This window comes from Sphingobacterium faecium, assembly GCF_003054045.1.
Classification (GTDB): domain Bacteria; phylum Bacteroidota; class Bacteroidia; order Sphingobacteriales; family Sphingobacteriaceae; genus Sphingobacterium; species Sphingobacterium faecium.
Genome location: NZ_QBKH01000006.1, coordinates 406,844 through 425,792 on the forward strand (window position 1 = coordinate 406,844; position 18,949 = coordinate 425,792).

An 18,949-nucleotide genomic window follows, 5' to 3' on the forward strand; every position below is an offset into this window, starting at 1 on the left:
TTATTAAAAGCCCTTTTCTATCATGTGAATAAGGATTAACCTAATTTACCAACTTCTTGAACTAAATCAACAATTTTGTTTGAATAACCCCACTCATTGTCATACCAAGATACAACTTTTACAAAATGGTCATTCAATGAAATTCCAGCTTTAGCATCAAAGATTGAGGTACGAGCATCTCCTAAGAAATCAGATGAAACAACTTCATCTTCAGTATAACCTAAGATACCTATTAATTCACCTTCTGAAGCTTCTTTCATAGCAGCTTTAATATCTTCATAAGAAGCAGCTTTTTCCAAACGTACTGTTAAATCAACAACAGAAACGTCTGCAGTAGGAACACGTAGAGACATACCTGTTAATTTACCTTTTAATTCAGGTAAAACCAAACCTACTGCTTTAGCAGCACCTGTAGAAGAAGGGATGATGTTTTGGTAAGCACCACGTCCACCTCTCCAGTCCTTAGCAGAAGGTCCATCTACTGTTTTTTGAGTGGCAGTAACAGCATGTACCGTTGTCATTAAACCTTCAACAATTCCAAATTTGTCATTTAACACTTTGGCAACTGGTGCTAAACAGTTTGTCGTACAAGAAGCATTAGAAACGATGTGTTGGTCTGCTTTTAATTCTTTGTGGTTAACGCCCATAACGAAAGTAGGAGTATCATCTTTTGCAGGAGCTGACATAACTACTTTTTTCGCACCAGCATCAATGTGTTTTTGAGCTAATTCTTGTGTTAAGAAGAAACCAGTTGATTCGATAATAACTTCTGCACCAACTTCATTCCACTTTAAGTTTGCTGGGTCTTTTTCTGCAGTAACACGAATTGTTTTTCCGTTAACCACTAAGTTTCCGTTAACAACTTCTACAGTACCATCAAATTTACCATGTGTTGAATCATATTTCAACATATACGCCATATAATCTGGCTCGACTAAGTCATTGATACCAACAACTTCAACATCTGGACGATTTACCGCAGCTCTGAATGCTAAACGACCAATGCGGCCAAATCCGTTAATTCCAATTTTCATATTATTAATTTTTATTGATATAATACTTGATAAGATTATGAATAGGTTCTTTAATAATTGTTCCTATTGATATATTAAATTCTTCTGTTGCAACCTCTTTTAAAAGGTCTTCAAAATTTGCAGCTACAGAACCTGTAAAATTGATGTCATTATCAGGATGTTCTTTATATAGCGGCTTGATGAAAGTCTTCAGAAATAAGCGAAATCCATTTTTCACGATCTGAATGATGAAAGGATGATTTTTATTTTCTAAAACAAAGTCAGAGAATGAATTGAGGAAAATGGTAGGTTGGGGTGAGTTATACACTTTTTCTAAAATTATTTTCCTATCAATGGCAAATTTATTCAACAGTTTGTCTTCTAAATCCTGAGGAAGCGTATCTGTTAGATAGTGTTTCAGTAATAATCTGGAGGTCCAATTAGTTGATCCTTCATCGGCTAATATATAACCAAGACCATAATTGTTAGGGATCACTTTCTTTCCCGTATAGAAGGCAGCATTTGAACCGCTTCCAATAATCCCAATAATTCCTTTTTCATCACCAAATGTTGAAATTGCCGATGCGATCACATCATGTTCCACCTTTACTTTGGCATTTATAAAAAATTTTTCGAATACAGCCTTGATTTTATTTTTACGCTCTGGAGAAGATGATCCTGCACCAAAGAAATAGATACGTTTGATCTTTTCAGCATTATTGATCAAATTGGTATTCTTATTTAAAAGCTGTGCAATATATCTTTCATCCTGTAAATAGGGGTTAATGCCACTAGTTCTGAAACCAGTGATCACCCGACCTTTATCGGCTAACCTCCAATCTGCAAATTTTGAACCACTGTAGACTACTGCAATCATCTGAATTCTTTTCTTTAGTCTAGATTGCTAATACTTGAACAAGCTCCAGCATATCCGGACTCAATTTGTACTCTTTATTATTAATAGCTTCTTCCAAAGGTGTGGTAACGACTTCGTTTCCTCTAACACCGACTGTAATACGATTGTTCCCTTTCAATAACTCTTTTACAGCAGCAAAACCTAAACGGCTGGCCAGTACTCGATCAAAACTTGAAGGAGAACCACCGCGTTGCAAGTGCCCTAAGATACTAACTTTTGTGTCATAATAATCAAATTTTTCTTTGACTTTTTTCGCAACGTTGTATGCACCGCCATTATGATCACCTTCTGCAACAATCACAATGGACGAAGATTTTTTGCCGCGTCCATCTGCTGCAGATAAATGATCGATTAATTCATCAATCGCAGTCTCTTTTTCTGGTAGTAAGATTGCTTCTGCACCACCCGCGATACCTGCATTCAAAGCTATACAACCAGAATCACGGCCCATTACTTCAATAAAGAATAAACGTTCGTGAGATGCAGCCGTATCTCTGATCTTGTCGATCGCTTCAATCACTGTATTAGTCGCCGTATCATAACCTAATGTAAAGTCAGATCCATAAAGATCATTGTCGATCGTACCTGGTATACCAATCACTGGGATATCATATTCTCTTGAGAAATATTCAGCACCTGTAAATGTACCGTCGCCACCAATAGCTACTAGAGCATCAATACCTGCGGATTTTATATTTTCATATGCTTTAGCTCTTCCTTCTTTTGTTTTAAATTCTAGACATCTCGCTGTTTTCAGGATAGTACCTCCTAATTGAATAATATTACTAACGGAGCGGGATGTCATTTCTGTAAAATTACCGTCTAACATACCTTGATATCCTTGGTATATTCCAGTAACACTTAATTTTTCGTATAATGCTGTGCGGACTACGGCTCGAATGCAAGCATTCATGCCTGGAGCGTCTCCGCCTGATGTAAAAACTCCGATTCTTTTAATATTCACCACTGTCAAAAATTTTAGGTTTTACGAATATAGTGTATTTTTTACACTATTGAAATTATTTTTTATTTTTTTGTTTTGATATAATTGAGGTAATATTATTAACTTTATGGCATAAGCTACATATTCAACTCATTGTTTTAAGTAAAGATAATAAATTAGAAAAGTTTTGTATACTACATTTACAGTCGATTGTGTCATTTTTGGTTTTTATGAAGGGGAACTTCATGTTTTACTAACAGAGAGAAATGAATATCCTTTTAAGGATTGGTGGGCCCTTCCAGGCTTTTTTGTTAATAATGATGAGGAAATGGAAGATGCTGTGAAGCGGATATTATATGAAAATACAGGTCTTAAGGACGTTTTCTTGGATCAATTGTATGCCTTTGCAGGTTTAAAAAGACACCCGCAAGGCAGGATATTGACCGTGGCTTACTATGCGCTGCTCCAACTGGATAAAACAAAAATTAAGTTGAAGCCAGTAACCTCGTATATGAGACAAGCAAAATGGTTTCCATTGAACAAAGTGCCTGATCTTGCATTTGATCATACTACTATATTAAAGCAAAGTGTTGAAAAATTACGTCGCCGCATTGCAAATACACCTATTGCTTTTGAGCTTTTGCCAGATAAATTTACATTAACTCAGTTACAATTAGTTTATGAAAGTATTTTAGGAAGAGAATTGGATAAAAGAAATTTTAGAAAGAAAATGATCAATTATGGTTTTCTAAAAGAATTAGATGAAGTTCAAAAAGGAGTAGCTTATCGTGCTGCAAGGCTGTATAAATTAGATAAACGTAAATTTTTAAAACAATTTCAAAATACTATCACATTCTAGTTTGAAAAAATTCAATCTTAGGAAAGTGTATATCATTCGATATACACTTTTTTTTATTTTATAAAATTGACGATGTGTTGACAAATTAATTGCAAAAAAAAATCACTTTTTGTATATTTGACCAAATTTTATATAAAGTCAAAAGTTTAGAATTAAATATGTCATCAAACACTGATAATAAAAAAGAGCTCATAATTGCCGCTGCTATCCGAAGATTTGCGCACTATGGCTTTTCCAAAACAACTATGAATGAGATAGCAGAGGATGTGAAGATTACGAAAGCAAATCTTTACTATTATTATCCTGAAAAAACAGCTTTAATTCATGATGTAATATTAGCGGTCACAGATGATTTTAGGAAGTTGGAACAAGATTTGATCGAGAAGTCCGACTCGTCAATTTTTGATCTTATTTTAGCGTTATTGGATTTAAAATCAGCTTTTATTGAGCAACACTACATGTTGCATATGAATGAAAATATGGAGTGGATAAAAGGAGCTCCTTTACAAACTTTGATGCGTGAAATTCACGAAAAAGAAATTGTCCAAGTAGCTAAATTATTCCAAAAAGGAGTAGATAATAAGGAATTGGCAATTGAAGATGTTAATAAAGCGAGTGAGACATACGTATACCTGATGAAAAGTATTGGACTTGTAGGAATACTTTGCGATGTATTTACCGGTATTCCAACACAATGTAATGTTGGTGATGTTCTGCAGAAGCAAAAGGATGCAACTTTACTAATATTCAATGGTTTAAAAGTTAAATAAGATTTCGAACAATTATAAAAAATGAAAAAGATAAGAATAGTAGGGGTGCTATTAGCAGCTTTGTTTTCAGTTAATTTCTTGCATGCACAAGAAATTTTGACGCTGAATCAGGCACTTAAATATGCGCTGGAAAACAAAGCGGAGGCAAAAAAATCAACACTTGATTTGGAAAATGCCCAATATAAGATTGATGAAGTTCGAGCAGGTGCTCTACCGCAGATCACTGGTGCTGGAACATTGACATACAATCCTATGCTACAAAAGGTTGCATTACCTGGTGAAATAATTGGTAAACCTGGTGAAACCGTGTTAGTAGCTATGGGGCAAAAATGGCAATCAAATGCAACTCTACAGGTCAACCAACAATTATTTAATCAATCTTTATTTACAGGTTTAAAAGCGGCTAAGACAACAAAAGAATTTTATGTCATTAATAAAGATTTATCTGATGAACAATTGATCGAGAAAGTTGCAAATGCTTATTATGATGTTTTTCAATCCCAACTGCAGCTTCAAACGGTGGATAATAATCTTAACAGTACGACCAAAACAAGAGATGTCATCGCTGGTTTAGTGCAAGCGGGTTTAGGAAAGAAGATTGATTTAGATCGAACGAGTGTAGCTGTCAATAATTTAAAAGCAAATCGCCAAATCTTGGTCAATGCTTTAGAATTGAAAGAAAATGCTTTAAAGTTTGCTATTGGTATGCCAATGGAGCAAGATGTTAAACTTCCCAATGAAACATTTGAGATCAATCCTGCAACAGCAGATTTGGCTGCTTCAAATTTATCATCAAGAACAGAAGTACGTTTATTAGAAAAACAAAATGAGCTTCTTGAGTTAAATCGTAATGCGATGAAAGCTGCATATTATCCTAATCTTTCATTTTCTGGTAATTTAGGATATTTAGGAATGGGACAGACTTTTCCAATATTTTCAAAAAATGAAGGAGTCAAATGGTCTGGTTTTTCTGGTTTGGGATTAAATTTATCAATTCCAATATTTAACGGTGGCGAAACTAAAGCTAAAATTAATCAAGCTACTATTCAATTGAAACAAGCTCAAGTGGATTTAGAGGATACTAAGTTAGCTTTGAGCTTAGCGAATGAAAATGCGAGATCGCAAATTACAAATAGTCTACTCACAATAAATAGTAATCGTGAAAACGTAAAACTGGCAAAAGAAGTTTTGGATAACACTCAAAACAACTACAAAAATGGACTAGCAACTCTAACAGATTTATTGGATGCAGAGAATGCTTATTCAGATGCACAAAATAATTTAAGTACTTCATTGTTAAATTATAAAGTTGCAGAGATACAGCTTGTTAAAGCAAAAGGGGAATTAAACACATTATTAAATAGCAAATAGTAACCAATATATATGAAAAAGATATTAATCACAGGAGTCATAATTATTGCTGCATTAGCAGGTATTATGTACGTGTTGAAAAAAAATAAGAATGAAAATGAAGCACAAACAGCTGTTGTAGCACAAAAGAATGCGGCTGTCGCTGTACGTGTTGCTGAGGCTGGTTTCAAAGATGTCAATACTGTATATGTCACTAACGGTACTTTTCTTCCTAAGCAAGAGGTGAAGCTTTCTTCAGAAGTTGCAGGACGAGTGGCTCGTGTGCTTGTAGATGAGGGTGCTTACGTTAAAGTAGGACAAACATTAGCAATTATTGTTGGAGATAAGCAAAATGTAAGTGTTAGCAATGCACAGGCGGTATATGAAAATGCAAAGAATGAAGTAGCTCGGTTTGAAAGTGCATATGCTTCCGGTGGTGTCACTAAACAACAGTTAGATCAAATGAAATTGCAACTTGAAAATGCAAAAAATAGCTTGCGTTCTTCGCAGATCACAGCCTCTGATGTTAACGTAAAAGCTTCTTTTGCGGGTATCGTCAATAAAAGAAGTATTGAGCCTGGTTCATATGTAAGCCCAGGAAATGAAATGTTTGAAATTGTCAATGTATCTTCTTTGAAATTGAAAGTAAATGTAGATGAGAAAAACATTGGGTTTGTGAAATTAGGACAAAGTATAAAGGTAGAGTCTGCGGTTTTATCCAATAAAACATTTCAGGGTAAAGTTACATTTATTGCCCCTAAAGCAGATGGAAGCCTAAATTTTCCTGTAGAGCTGGAAATTAATAATAATGCGGCAAATGATTTAAAAGCGGGTATGTACGGTACTGCATATTTTGGAGATGAACAAACCGCTAATGCTTTAGTTGTTCCAAGAGATGCTTTCGTCGGTAGTGTGAGTTCAAATCAAGTTTTTGTGGTCAAAGATGGTAAAGCTGTTTTAACTAAAGTGACTTCTGGAAGAGTATTTGGAGATCAAGTCGAAATCATTTCAGGTATTGAAAGTGGTGCGCAAGTCATTACGACAGGACAGATCAATTTATTGGATGGTACTGCTGTAGAAATTATTAAATAATTAACGTAAGTTTTAAATGAAAATTTCTGAAATATCTATAAAGCGGCCGAGTATTATCATAGTCATATTCTTATTATTGACTATTGGTGGTATCGGATCGTATTTGAATTTAGGTTACGAATTAGTTCCTAAATTTGATGTGAATGTTATCACAGTACAAACCGTTTATCCGGGTGCTGCACCATCAGAAGTGGAAACTTCTGTGTCAAAAGTAATAGAAGATGCGGTATCATCTTTGGAAAATGTGAAAAAGATCGAAACTAAATCTATGGAAAGCGTTTCTGTAGTGATGATTACATTAAACACAGGGGCAGATGTCAATTTTCTTTTGACTGATGCGCAACGTAAGATTAATGCGGTGATTAACGATTTACCTGAAGATGCTAAAACCCCGTCTTTGAGTAAGTTCTCTCTAGACGATGTGGCGATTATGAACCTCTCGGTAACATCCAGTCTTTCCGAAAAGGAATTGTATGATCTATTAGATCAAAAAATTCAACCTGTTTTTGCCCGCATTTTAGGTGTTGCAAAAGTAGATCTTACTGGTGGTGAAGAACGTGAAATTCAAGTAAGTGCAAATCCTGAAAAATTAGAAGGATATGGATTGACAATAAGTGATGTTCAAAAAATCATAGCCTCTTCTAATTTAGATTTCCCAACTGGTAGTATCAAGTCTAGAGACAATCAGACAACCATACGCCTCTCAGGTAAATTTACATCCTTAGATCAAATGCGAAATCTTCCGATAACAACTCCTTCTGGAGTATCGATTCGTTTGAGTGATGTCGCTGATGTGCAAGATGGTATAAAAGATATTGAGAAAATAGCCCGTATCGATCAAAAGAACACAATTTTGATGCAAGTCTTTAAACAATCTGACGCCAATGCGGTTGCAGTATCTAAACTTGTTAGAGAGACCCTTGGCGTTATTGAAAAAGACTATAAGGAACAAAATATTAAAATTGACGTAGCGAGTGATTCAACAGAATATACGATTAATGCAGCAAGTAATGTCATGCACGATTTAATGATTGCTGTGGCATTAGTCGGTTTTATCATGTTGTTTTTCCTACATAGTTTACGTGATGCCTTTATAGCTGTTGTGGCCATTCCATTATCATTGATTGCGACATTTATAGGACTATATGTGATGGGGTATACCCTTAATTTAATGTCCTTATTAGGTTTATCCTTAGTGGTAGGTATCTTGGTGGATGATGCGATTGTTGTTATTGAAAATATTCACCGTCACATGCAGATGGGCAAAAGTAAGATCCGGGCTGCATATGATGGAGCAGCGGAGATCGGCTTTACTGTAACAGCCATAACATTGGTTATTGTAGTTGTATTTTTACCAATCGCACTATCATCGGGTTTAGTATCCGATATCCTTCGCCAGTTTTGTGTAACGGTCATATTCGCGACCTTAATATCATTACTGGTATCCTTTACTGTGGTACCCTGGTTGTATTCGCGTTTCGGAAAATTATCACATATAAGTAACGCGACGTTCTTTGGCCGAATTTTAGAAAAATTTGAAGCAGGCTTACAGAAATTGACACATTGGATTTCTGGAATTTTAGAGTGGGCGTTAAAAAACAGATGGAATAAGGTGGTTACGCTCGTTGTGACGATTGTTATGTTTGCCGCATCAATTAGTTTATTGGTGATGGGTTATATCGGAACTGATTTCTTTCCTGGTAATGATAAGGGAGAATTTTATCTGCAGTTGGAGCTTAATAAAGATGCTTCGGTCGAACAGACAAATTTTATGACTCAAAAGGCAGAATCATACTTAGCTGGGAGACCAGAAATTGAACGTGTGATTACCACAGTAGGACAAGCCTCCGATGGTATGATGGCAGGTACATCCGGAACAAAATATAAGTCTGAAATGCAAATCTATTTGAAGGATGGTCATAATAAATTGGAGCCTACAAAAGTGTATGCAGCGAAATTAAAGAGAGAAATGGAAAATCATCTCGTTGGTGCCAAAGTGAAAACAGTTTCTATCGGTATCATGGGAGCTGAGCAAGCCCCATTAAACTTAACAGTTATAGCCTCATCGCAAAAAGACGCTTTAGAATTTGCTGATAAAGCTGCTGCATTGTTACGCAATGTCTCTGGAGCGACAGAAGTGAAGTTGACTTCCGAAGATGGTAATCCAGAAATTAATGTGCAGTTGAACCGTGATAAAATGAATGCTTTAGGATTAAATGTTGCTACTGTGGGTGCGACTATGCAAACGGCATTTTCTGGTAATACGGATACAAAATATCGTGCTGGTGATACCGAGTATGATATTAATATTCGTTATGATGAATCGGGTAGAACGAGTATGGACAATGTTAAAAACTTGAAGTTTATAAATGCTAAAGGAGAATCAATCACATTAGAGCAGTTTGCCGATATTGAATACGGTTCAGGACCGACTTTATTAGAACGTCGAGATAAGTCTCCTTCTGTTTCTGTTCAAGCTCAAGTAGTAGGAAAGCCCGCAGGAACTATTGCAACAGAGTGGGAGACTGAATTTAAAAAACTAAAATTGAAACCGGGTGTATCTTTCAAGTGGGGAGGTAACATGGAGAACCAACAAGAAGGATTTGGTACTTTAGGAATAGCATTATTAGCTTCTATTATTTTAGTATACTTTGTTATGGTAGCCTTATATGATAGTTTTGCAACACCATTTATTGTCTTATTCTCGATCCCATTATCTTTCATTGGAGCATTCTTATTATTAGCATTGACAAATCAAACTTTAAATATCTTTACGATTTTAGGTATTATTATGTTAATCGGTCTAGTAGCTAAAAATGCCATCATGTTGGTTGATTTTGCTAATCATAAAAAAGATGCAGGATTTACGACTTATGAATCATTAATTGCGGCCAATCATGCTCGTTTACGTCCTATTTTAATGACAACTATTGCGATGGTTATCGGTATGGTTCCTATTGCTATGGCACAAGGAGATGGTGCTGATATGAACCGGGGTATTGCCATTGTCATTATAGGTGGATTATTATCATCATTATTTTTAACGTTGATTATCGTGCCAGTGGTGTATTCAATTTTTGATGGAATTCAAAGAAGATTAGGAAATCATGAGAAAATAGATTATGAAGCGGAGATGGTCGCTGATTACGTTCCTAGTGACGATTATGTAGATGAAATGTCTACGAAGCACTAGTTATAAATAACTTTTATTAAAACAGAAAAGCCCTGCATGCAGGGCTTTTCTGTTTTAATATTATTCATATTCCATTAATGTTAAATTTTCATAAAATTATTTGAAACAATCGATTGCATGAAAAATAATGCTAATTTTGAACCAATCATTTTAATATTAACTTAAATAATAAATTATGTGTGGAATAGTTGGTTATACAGGTCCTCGTCAAGCATTTTCAATTGTTCTTGATGGACTTAAAAGGCTTGAATATCGTGGGTACGATAGTGCTGGAATAGCAATCGTGCAACAAAATGAACTTCATGTTTTTAAAAAAGCAGGGAAGGTAGCAAACTTAGAAGCTGTAGTAGCCGACCATGATGTGAGTTCACATACAGCTATTGGACATACCAGATGGGCTACACATGGAGAACCTTCGGATAAGAATGCTCACCCACATTATACTCCAGATGGCCAAATAGCCATGATTCACAATGGTATCATAGAAAATTATCAAACCATTAAAAATGAATTGTTAAGTAAGGGATACGAATTTAAAAGTGATACGGATACTGAGGTCTTATTATATTTTATTGCTGAAATAAAAAAAAATAATGCGTGTAGCTTAGAAGAAGCTGTGCGAATTGCTTTAAAGCGAGTTGTAGGAGCATATGTAATCTTGTTAATAGAACCAGAACATCCTGAAACGATTATAGCAGCAAGAAAAGGAAGCCCTCTGGTAATTGGTATTGGAAAAGGCGAGCATTTTCTTGGTTCTGATGCTTCACCAATGTTAGCATATACCAATGAAGTCGTTTATATCAATGATTATGAGTTGGCAATTGTTAAACCTGATGAGCTTATACTTAAAAATATTGGCAATGAGCGTGTCACACCATATGTACAAAAATTAGACTTGGAGTTAGCTGCAATTGAAAAAGGAGGATACGATCACTTTATGTTAAAGGAGATCATGGAACAGCCTCAAGCTATTTTTGATTCTATGCGTGGTCGATTAGATTTAGAAAAATTGACGATCACATTAAGTGGTATTGAACAATATGCAGAACAAATCTGTAAAGCTAATCGTATAGTCATTGTTTCTTGTGGTACAAGCTGGCATGCCGGTTTAGTCGCTGAATATTTAATTGAAGAACTTTGCCGCATCAATGTTGAAGTGGAGTATGCTTCTGAATTTCGTTATAGGAATCCAATTATTAACGAAGGGGACGTTATTCTAGCTATATCTCAAAGTGGTGAAACTGCAGATACCTTAGTTGCTTTAGAAAATGCTAAAAGTAAAGGGGCAATTATTTTAGGTGTGGTAAATGTAGTAGGATCGTCTATCGCCCGTTTATCGCACGCAGGAGCTTATACTCATGCTGGGCCTGAGATAGGAGTTGCAAGCACCAAAGCGTTTACTGCGCAACTGACAGTTTTAGAATTAATTGCTCTTAAAATTGCATATATCAAAAAGTCTATTGACGACGATCAGTATGCACATCTTTTAAATGAATTAAATGCTGTTCCTGATAAAGTACAAGCGATTTTAGACAGTCAAATTCCAAAGATTAGAGAAATAGCTCGTAAATATAAAGATGCTCGTGATTTTCTATACTTAGGAAGAGGTTATAATTTCCCGATAGCTTTGGAAGGTGCTTTAAAATTGAAAGAGATTACGTATATACATGCCGAAGGATACCCTGCAGCAGAAATGAAACACGGACCTATTGCATTAGTTGATGAAAATTTACCTGTTGTTTTTGTTGCAACTAAGGATCGATACCATGAAAAAATTGTCAGCAATATCCAAGAAGTAAAGGCAAGAAAAGGACATGTGATTGCTGTTATAACAGAAGGTGATGAAGTATCTAAGCAATTAGCAGAAGATTATATTGAAATTCCTGAAGCGGATGAAATTGTTGCACCTATACTTTCTGTGATTCCTTTACAATTACTTTCTTATTATATTGGAGTAGAACGAAATCAAGATGTAGATAAGCCTAGGAATTTGGCAAAATCAGTGACCGTTGAATAAGAAATATGAGTCAAATAAAAAAAGGTAATATTGTTCGCTTAGGTTTTGATTTTATTCCCCCAGCTTTTATTCCTAAAGGTAAGGATGAAAATCATCATCGGTTTGAGCAAAATGCAAGATCTGATTATAGAAGCTTAACGGTAGAAGAGATTGTTGTTTTAATCGAAAATGGCAACAGAGCTGATAATTGGGAACATATATTGGTCTGTGATCCATTTATACCCTATCAGATTAGACATAATAATTTTTTTGGATTAGTTCGTATCGGTTCTATGGAGCCGATTTATTTGGAATATCGCAACTTAAAGTTAGAGTCAGGAATATACAATAGTACGATCGTGAGTTGTGATATAGGTGATGCCGTAGCCATCCACCATGTCCGATATATGTCACACTTTATCATTGGAAATGATGTTATTTTAAGTAACATCAGTGAGATGGAGACCAGCAGTACAGCAAAGTTTGGAAATGGTATTTTGAGAGAGGGAGAGTCTGAAGACTTAAGAATTGCACTGGAATTATGCAATGAAAATGGCGTGAGATCGATTTTGCCTTTTGACGGTATGCAAGCAGCTGATGCTTATCTTTGGACTCGTAATAGGCAAGATTTACAATTGCAAAATAGATTTAAAGAAATTACAGAGAAAAGGTTTTTAAAAACAAGAGGTTCCTATAGTATCATTGGTGACAGATGTATCATTAAAAATTCACAGAATATCAAAAATGTGAAAATAGGCTCCGATGCATATATTAAGGGTATTAATAAATTGAAAAATGTTACCATTAATTCTTCTCCTGACGCCTTTACCCAAATAGGAGAAGGTTGTGAGCTGGTTAATGGTATTGTTGGTTATGGTTGTCGTATTTTTTACGGAGTTAAAGCAGTGCGTTTTATTTTGTCGTCTTTTTCACAATTGAAATATGGCGCAAGGCTTATTAATTCATTTTTGGGAGATAATTCTACCATTTCTTGCTGTGAAGTACTTAATTCTTTAATTTTTCCTGCGCATGAGCAGCACCACAATAATTCTTTCCTATGTGCAGCTGTGGTTATGGGCCAAAGTAATATGGCTGCTGGGGCAACAGTTGGATCCAATCATAATTCAAGAGCAGCAGATGGAGAAATTATCGCTGGAAGAGGATTTTGGCCAGGGTTATGTGTCAGTTTAAAACATAATTCAAGATTTGCTTCCTATACGCTTTTAGTTAAAGGAGATTTTCCGCACGAATTAGATATTCAGATTCCTTTTTCTTTAGTCAATAATGATGTTAAAAATGACAAATTGATCATCATTCCAGGCTATTGGTTTATGTATAATATGTATGCACTGATCCGCAATGGTAATAAATACGAGAGTAGAGATAAACGCTTGTTGAAAAATCAATATCTGGAGTATGATATACTTGCTCCTGATACGGTGAATGAATTGTTCAATTCGTTACGTATCATAGAATTTGCTGTCGGCTCACATCATAATGTCAGATTAAGTGATGTAACGCATGAACAAATTCTTATTGACGGTAAGACAAAATTAACTGGTGATAGTAATGAAATACCATCATCAATTGAGGTAAGTGGATTTGAGCATTCAAAGCGAAAAGTAGAGCTAGTGAAGGTCGGACAGGCATATTCGCTTTTTAAACGTTTTATTCAATATTATGGCTCCATTCATATCATTGACTTTCTCAAGAATAATTCTTTCGAACAATTAAAAGATAAAATGAAAGATAGTCAACGTTTGGAGTGGGAAAATATTGGAGGACAATTGATAGAGAAAAATGCTATTGAACAGTTGATGTCCGAAATCAAATCAAGTAAAATTGATGAGTGGGAAGATGTCCATAAATATTATCATGATTTGAGTAAATCTTATTTAGAATCCAAAAGATCACATGCTTTTGCTTCTATATTGGAAATAACTGGTGAAACTTGGGAAACAATAACTATTGAAACATTAAAAAGCTGGATGCACGAAGCAATTTTACATCGAACCTGGATGGTCAATGAAATATTTGCAAGTAGAGCAAAAGATTATGTCAATCCATTTCGAAATATGGTTTATAATAGTGATGAGGAAAGGGATATAGTGGTAGGTAAGTTAGACGAGAATAGCTTTATTTTGCAGCAACGTGAAGAACTTCAAGTTTTTGAAAATGGTGTTCAAGATCTCCTGATTAGCTTGTCCATGTAGTTGATAAGTTTGATAATAATTACCTATAAGGTTAATTTAAAAAAGATGAATCATTCGTTTTTTATATATTGATGGCTATATATATTTATATACAGCCATTATATTTAAATCGTCAGATGGATTGAATTTAAGCTATAGCTAATGGGTTCTTCTAGTTTTTACGAAAACCTTAAATAATAAAACGATATTTAATAACTTTAAATATCGTTTTATTATTTATATTTGCCTAGCCAATTCTTAATAAAATGCCATATAAGAAATTATTATTACCTCTAGTGATGTTATTGATCACGACTGTTGATTGTGTTCAAGCACAAAAAAATCAAAAAGTTGAATATAAATTTGGGAAAATTCAACCACAAGATTTTTTGATTAATGCATCAGGAATAGACTCAGCAGCATCAGCAATTAAATTATTTGATATCGGAAATTGTTACTTTGAGATAAGTCCTATATCTAAATCATTTGTTTATGTTTATGAGAGGCACGTCCGTTATAAAATCTTAAACAAAAATGGTTATAATTATGCAAATTACTCTATTGGGCTTCATAAAAGCAATAGTGAATCCAAGGAGGTTTTAGAATTTATGAATGCAGCTACCTATAATATGGTAGATGGTGTCATGACAACGAGTAAAATTGATAAAGATTCAAAATTTACGGAAGAAGTCAATAAGAATACTGTTTTTAAGAAATTTACACTACCTAATGTAAAAGAAGGATCTATTATTGAATATAAATATAAGATCAAATCTGATTTTATATTTAATTTACCCGGTTGGAGCTTTCAAAGTGAAATACCAACATTATGGTCCGAATACACAATCACTATTCCAGAGTATTTCGATTACAAATTTAATAGAAGCGGTTATTATGAAATCGCTCATCCTGTCCATGAAAAGGTCAATGCAAGTTATGTCACCAATGTTCAATCTTCAGCTACTCGTGATCGTTATGTTGCAGAAAACATGCCTGCACTAAAAGATGAGCCTTTTATATCTAATTTAGATGATTACAGACCATCAATTGATTTTGAACTTCGATCAACGAATTTTCCTGGTCAGTTTTTTAATGACTATACAGGATCATGGCCGAAGATTGTTAATGCTATTCTTGATGATGATAATTTCGGGGGATATTTAAATAAGGGTAATTACGCAAAAAATAATTTAAAGACAATTCTATCTTTAGAAAATGATTCTCTGAAAAACGCAAAGAGAATTTATAAATATATTAAGGATAACCTAAAGTGGAATCAAAACTATCATTATTATAGTACTGAAACAAATCCTAAAACCATATTTGAGAAAAAAACAGGTAATTCAGCCGATCTAAATCTAGCATTAATCAATTTTCTAAGAGAGGCCAAGTTTAATGCTTATCCTGTATTAATCAGTACGCGCTCAAATGGTAAACATCCTGGTTATCCAGTGATCAGTAAATTTGATAATGTTATAGCCGCAGTAGAGATTGGAGGAAATGTCTACTTTCTTGATGCTACAGCTAAAGATATGCCATTTGGAATGATTCATTATGAAAATTTGAATCATGAAGGATTTCTTATCAATGTTAATGATAAAAGTGGGGGATGGATTAGTACCGAAACAAGCTTTGGAGATGAAAGTATGCATGTCTATCAGTTAACATTAGATAAGGAAAACAAACTTAAAGGAACGCTAACAAATTATTTCAATGGATATGCTGGTTTAACAGCAAGAAATGCCTATAGAAATGCCATTAATGAAGAAGATTATTTGAAAAACTTGAAAAAGAGTAAAAATGGACTAGAACTCCATAATTTCAAAATTTTAAATCTCGATAGTTTAGATGAGCGGTTTATTGAATCTATGGATGTGGAAATAGAGGATCATGTAGAAGAGGCTGGAAATCTAGTGTATTTTAGTCCATTGCTTTATGAGCAAACCAAGGAAAATCCTTTGAAACATGAAGAACGAATTTTTCCTGTGGATTTTGCTCACCCTATTATGGAAAATTGTCGTGTTGTAGTTATAATTCCAGATGATTATGAAATAGATAAACTTCCGAAAGGAGGAATTTTTAAACTTCCCGAGAATGTAGGATCATTTACCATATCTTATCAGACAGAAGGAAAGGCGTTATTGATTAAGAGTATTGTCACCATTAGTAAATCAACCTACAGTCCAGAAGAGTATTTCGATTTGAAAGAATTATTTGCAGCCATTGTCGAAAAACAAGCTGAGAAAATTGTATTAAAGAAAAAAATATGATCAAATATACATTAAGTATCATGTTCGTGATATGTAGTCTTTTTTTAAAGGGACAATCAACTTGGGATATCGCTAAAATTCCAGATGACTTAAAAAAAGATGCCATAATTGTGATCAGAAATGAAGAGCAATTTTTAGATATAAAAGGTGTAAATGCTGCAAAATATGATTATAAAATTACAGCCACTATATTTAGCAAAGCAGGTGATGATTTTGCTGTAATGGAAGAAGTGTATGATAAATTTTCAAATATCTACAATATTAAAGCTGTACTTTATGATGCCGCTGGTAATAAAATTAAGGAATATAAAAATTCCGACATTAAGGATCAAAGTTTACTTTCCGATTTTTCTATTTTTGAAGATAATAGAGTAAAAAGGCTAAAATTTGTTAGCAATACCTACCCATATACAATAGAGTATAGTTTTAGCCAAGATTTTAAAGGATTACTTTATTTTCCACAATGGCGCGATATTAAAGATTTTGGTATGTCGGTAGAAAAATCCAGTTACACGATTCAAAAAGATAAAAATTATCAAATGAAATATTTGAGTCGTTCGGGATTACAAGTAGATTCAACCACAACTGCCGGTAAAACACTATATAAATGGAATAGTAATCACGTTGCTGCTGTACCGAGAGAACCTTTATCTATCGGGATCAATAACGTTTCTTCTTGGGTCACAGCATCGCCCAATTTATTTGAATACGACGGGTCTAGTGGTAATTTTGATACCTGGAAAAATTTTGGACATTGGATCTATAAACTCAATGCAGGTGGAAATAATTTACCGGATGCATTCAAAATTAAAATTCGAGATTTGACCAAAAATGCACAGTCACCACATGAGAAGATGGCGATTTTGTATCGTTATTTGCAACAAAATACACGTTATGTCAGTGTGCAGTTAGGTATTGGAGGGTTTAAGCCAGTAGTCGCTGAAAAGGTCGCAACAATTAATTACGGTGATTGTAAAGGATTATCCAATTTTATGAAGGCGATGCTAAATGAAGTTGGAATACAGTCACATTTAGTCATGATAGGTAATCGAAAACCAAGTTTAAATGAGCAATATTCAAGTATCGGTCAAGCAAATCACATGATCTTGGCTGTACCGTTAAAAAACGATACAACCTATTTAGAATGTACGAGTTCCTATTATCCAATGGGATTTATTGGTTATGGAAATGCGAATAGAAAGGTGCTGTTAATTACTGAAGAGGGTGGAGTACTTGTAAAAACACCAGTTTACACGGCTGAAGATAATTATCAAATCAGTAAAACTAAAATCACATTTCATAATGAAAATGATATTGATGTCTTAACCAATACACGCTATGGGAATTCCCAATTTGAAGATAATTTAAGAACAACTTTATTAGAACCAAGCGAACAAAAGAAAAAAGTATTGGAATACAGTACAATCCCCATCCAAACTTTTGGACATTATAAGTGTGAGCAGAAAGATAAAACTAAGCCAGAATTAGAAGAAGAAATTGCATTTAAATCTAAACCATTATTAAGTAAAGGGGGGGATAAGTTGTTTTTATTACTCAATCAAGTTAATCGAAAGGAATCAGTCCCAATTAAAATTGAAAACAGGAAAACTTTTTTTTCTGTTCCATATGCTTATCAAGACATTGACGAAATTAATTTTGAATTACCAAGCGGATATCAAGTTGATTTTATACCAAAAGATATTATAATAGACTCTGAATTTGGAACCTATGCGGCTACATTTACTTTCAAGGATGGTGTTATCCTTTACAAGAGAGCACAGAAAATGAATGATAAAACTTATCCACCGGAAAAATATAATGAGTATGTTGACTTTTATAAAAAAATAGTTCAGGCAGATAAGCAGAAAGCCGTAATCACAAAATCGATGTAAAATTTAATTTTGTCTAAGGAGCGTAATTTTGGAAGTTCGAATAGTTAATCGTCTAAATCGGCCATATAGATATCATGTACAACAAATTTAACATGTTTTTCGGGCGTAAACATGTCCAAAACATCTTCTGAGTCAATTGGGTATAAGGTTTCGGTATCTGCATCTAACATTTCAGAGTCAGGAATAAGTTCAAAGAATGTAATTCCATTAGTTTGTGATAATTCTTCAACTTTTATACAGATTACATCTTGAGATTTCCAATTAGACCAAATTGTTTTGTTGAACAATTGATAGGGATTTTTTTCAGTTTCAGACATAGTTACAAACATAGGTATTCGTACACCGATAGCAAAATTTCAATCGATATAAATTAATCAGGAGATTGGGATAGGGCTGCGTGATCATTTATATAGTCAACATGTATAGATAGATTGACTGAGCAAAGTTCCAATTGTTCCATACG

13 protein-coding genes are annotated in these 18,949 nt (G+C 34.2%); 9 read left to right on the plus strand and 4 right to left on the minus strand.

Annotation, left to right across the window (positions count from 1 at the left end; all coding sequences use genetic code 11):
* Positions 1 to 35 precede the first annotated feature (35 nt).
* From gap to pfkA, 3 genes are read right to left on the minus strand one after another with little or no spacing between them, the layout of a single operon-like run.
* A complete protein-coding gene (gene gap, locus C8N37_RS18250; protein WP_108160247.1) occupies positions 36 to 1,034 on the minus strand; it encodes a type I glyceraldehyde-3-phosphate dehydrogenase in 999 nt (332 codons plus the stop codon).
* Between the two features lie 4 nt (positions 1,035 to 1,038).
* Entirely contained in the window at positions 1,039 to 1,890 is an 852-nt protein-coding gene (locus tag C8N37_RS18255) for a hypothetical protein (RefSeq protein WP_108160248.1), read from the minus strand.
* Between the two features lie 19 nt (positions 1,891 to 1,909).
* Entirely contained in the window at positions 1,910 to 2,896 is a 987-nt protein-coding gene (pfkA, locus tag C8N37_RS18260) for a 6-phosphofructokinase (RefSeq protein ID WP_108160249.1), read from the minus strand.
* A 163-nt stretch (positions 2,897 to 3,059) separates the two neighbouring features.
* Between pfkA and C8N37_RS18265 the strand changes: the two genes are divergently transcribed.
* The 9 genes from C8N37_RS18265 to C8N37_RS18305 all read left to right on the plus strand — a co-directional run bounded on the left by C8N37_RS18265 (position 3,060) and on the right by C8N37_RS18305 (position 18,486).
* Complete coding sequence (locus tag C8N37_RS18265) at positions 3,060 to 3,731, plus strand: NUDIX hydrolase (protein ID WP_108160250.1); 672 nt, start codon at positions 3,060 to 3,062, stop codon at positions 3,729 to 3,731.
* Between the two features lie 158 nt (positions 3,732 to 3,889).
* Positions 3,890 to 4,501, plus strand: a complete 612-nt coding sequence (locus C8N37_RS18270; RefSeq protein WP_108160380.1) for a TetR/AcrR family transcriptional regulator — start codon at positions 3,890 to 3,892, stop codon at positions 4,499 to 4,501.
* Between the two features lie 21 nt (positions 4,502 to 4,522).
* Positions 4,523 to 5,872: a TolC family protein gene (locus C8N37_RS18275; protein ID WP_108160251.1), complete on the plus strand. Its 1,350-nt coding sequence runs from the start codon at positions 4,523 to 4,525 to the stop codon at positions 5,870 to 5,872.
* 12 nt (positions 5,873 to 5,884) lie between these two features.
* Complete coding sequence (locus tag C8N37_RS18280) at positions 5,885 to 6,943, plus strand: efflux RND transporter periplasmic adaptor subunit (protein ID WP_108160252.1); 1,059 nt, start codon at positions 5,885 to 5,887, stop codon at positions 6,941 to 6,943.
* A 16-nt stretch (positions 6,944 to 6,959) separates the two neighbouring features.
* Complete coding sequence (locus C8N37_RS18285) at positions 6,960 to 10,136, plus strand: efflux RND transporter permease subunit (protein ID WP_108160253.1); 3,177 nt, start codon at positions 6,960 to 6,962, stop codon at positions 10,134 to 10,136.
* A 175-nt stretch (positions 10,137 to 10,311) separates the two neighbouring features.
* On the plus strand, positions 10,312 to 12,153 hold the full coding sequence (gene glmS, locus C8N37_RS18290) for a glutamine--fructose-6-phosphate transaminase (isomerizing) (RefSeq protein WP_108160254.1): 1,842 nt from the start codon (positions 10,312 to 10,314) through the stop codon (positions 12,151 to 12,153).
* Between the two features lie 5 nt (positions 12,154 to 12,158).
* Positions 12,159 to 14,345 (plus strand): DUF4954 family protein, encoded by a 2,187-nt coding sequence (locus C8N37_RS18295; protein ID WP_108160255.1) that lies wholly within the window; start codon positions 12,159 to 12,161, stop codon positions 14,343 to 14,345.
* 245 nt (positions 14,346 to 14,590) lie between these two features.
* On the plus strand, positions 14,591 to 16,594 hold the full coding sequence (locus C8N37_RS18300; RefSeq protein WP_108160256.1) for a DUF3857 domain-containing protein: 2,004 nt from the start codon (positions 14,591 to 14,593) through the stop codon (positions 16,592 to 16,594).
* Positions 16,591 to 18,486 carry a DUF3857 domain-containing protein gene (locus C8N37_RS18305; protein ID WP_108160257.1) on the plus strand — a complete coding sequence of 632 codons (1,896 nt, stop codon included), beginning with the start codon at positions 16,591 to 16,593 and terminating at the stop codon, positions 18,484 to 18,486. Before C8N37_RS18300 ends, C8N37_RS18305 begins: the two co-directional genes overlap by 4 nt.
* A gap of 44 nt (positions 18,487 to 18,530) precedes the next feature.
* Here C8N37_RS18305 and C8N37_RS18310 read toward each other — a convergent pair whose 3' ends face one another.
* Positions 18,531 to 18,803 (minus strand): hypothetical protein, encoded by a 273-nt coding sequence (locus C8N37_RS18310; protein ID WP_045754652.1) that lies wholly within the window; start codon positions 18,801 to 18,803, stop codon positions 18,531 to 18,533.
* Positions 18,804 to 18,949: the final 146 nt, after the last annotated feature.

Bases quoted from the DNA above. Each gene is read 5' to 3' on its own strand.
- gap (WP_108160247.1), bottom strand. From the start codon at position 1,034: ATGAAAATTGGAATTAACGGATTTGGCCGCATTGGTCGTTTAGCATTC.
- C8N37_RS18255 (WP_108160248.1), bottom strand. From the start codon at position 1,890: ATGATTGCAGTAGTCTACAGTGGTTCAAAATTTGCAGATTGGAGGTTA.
- C8N37_RS18270 (WP_108160380.1), top strand. From the start codon at position 3,890: ATGTCATCAAACACTGATAATAAAAAAGAGCTCATAATTGCCGCTGCT.
- C8N37_RS18275 (WP_108160251.1), top strand. From the start codon at position 4,523: ATGAAAAAGATAAGAATAGTAGGGGTGCTATTAGCAGCTTTGTTTTCA.
- C8N37_RS18280 (WP_108160252.1), top strand. From the start codon at position 5,885: ATGAAAAAGATATTAATCACAGGAGTCATAATTATTGCTGCATTAGCA.
- C8N37_RS18285 (WP_108160253.1), top strand. From the start codon at position 6,960: ATGAAAATTTCTGAAATATCTATAAAGCGGCCGAGTATTATCATAGTC.
- glmS (WP_108160254.1), top strand. From the start codon at position 10,312: ATGTGTGGAATAGTTGGTTATACAGGTCCTCGTCAAGCATTTTCAATT.
- C8N37_RS18295 (WP_108160255.1), top strand. From the start codon at position 12,159: ATGAGTCAAATAAAAAAAGGTAATATTGTTCGCTTAGGTTTTGATTTT.
- C8N37_RS18300 (WP_108160256.1), top strand. From the start codon at position 14,591: ATGCCATATAAGAAATTATTATTACCTCTAGTGATGTTATTGATCACG.
- C8N37_RS18305 (WP_108160257.1), top strand. From the start codon at position 16,591: ATGATCAAATATACATTAAGTATCATGTTCGTGATATGTAGTCTTTTT.
- C8N37_RS18310 (WP_045754652.1), bottom strand. From the start codon at position 18,803: ATGTCTGAAACTGAAAAAAATCCCTATCAATTGTTCAACAAAACAATT.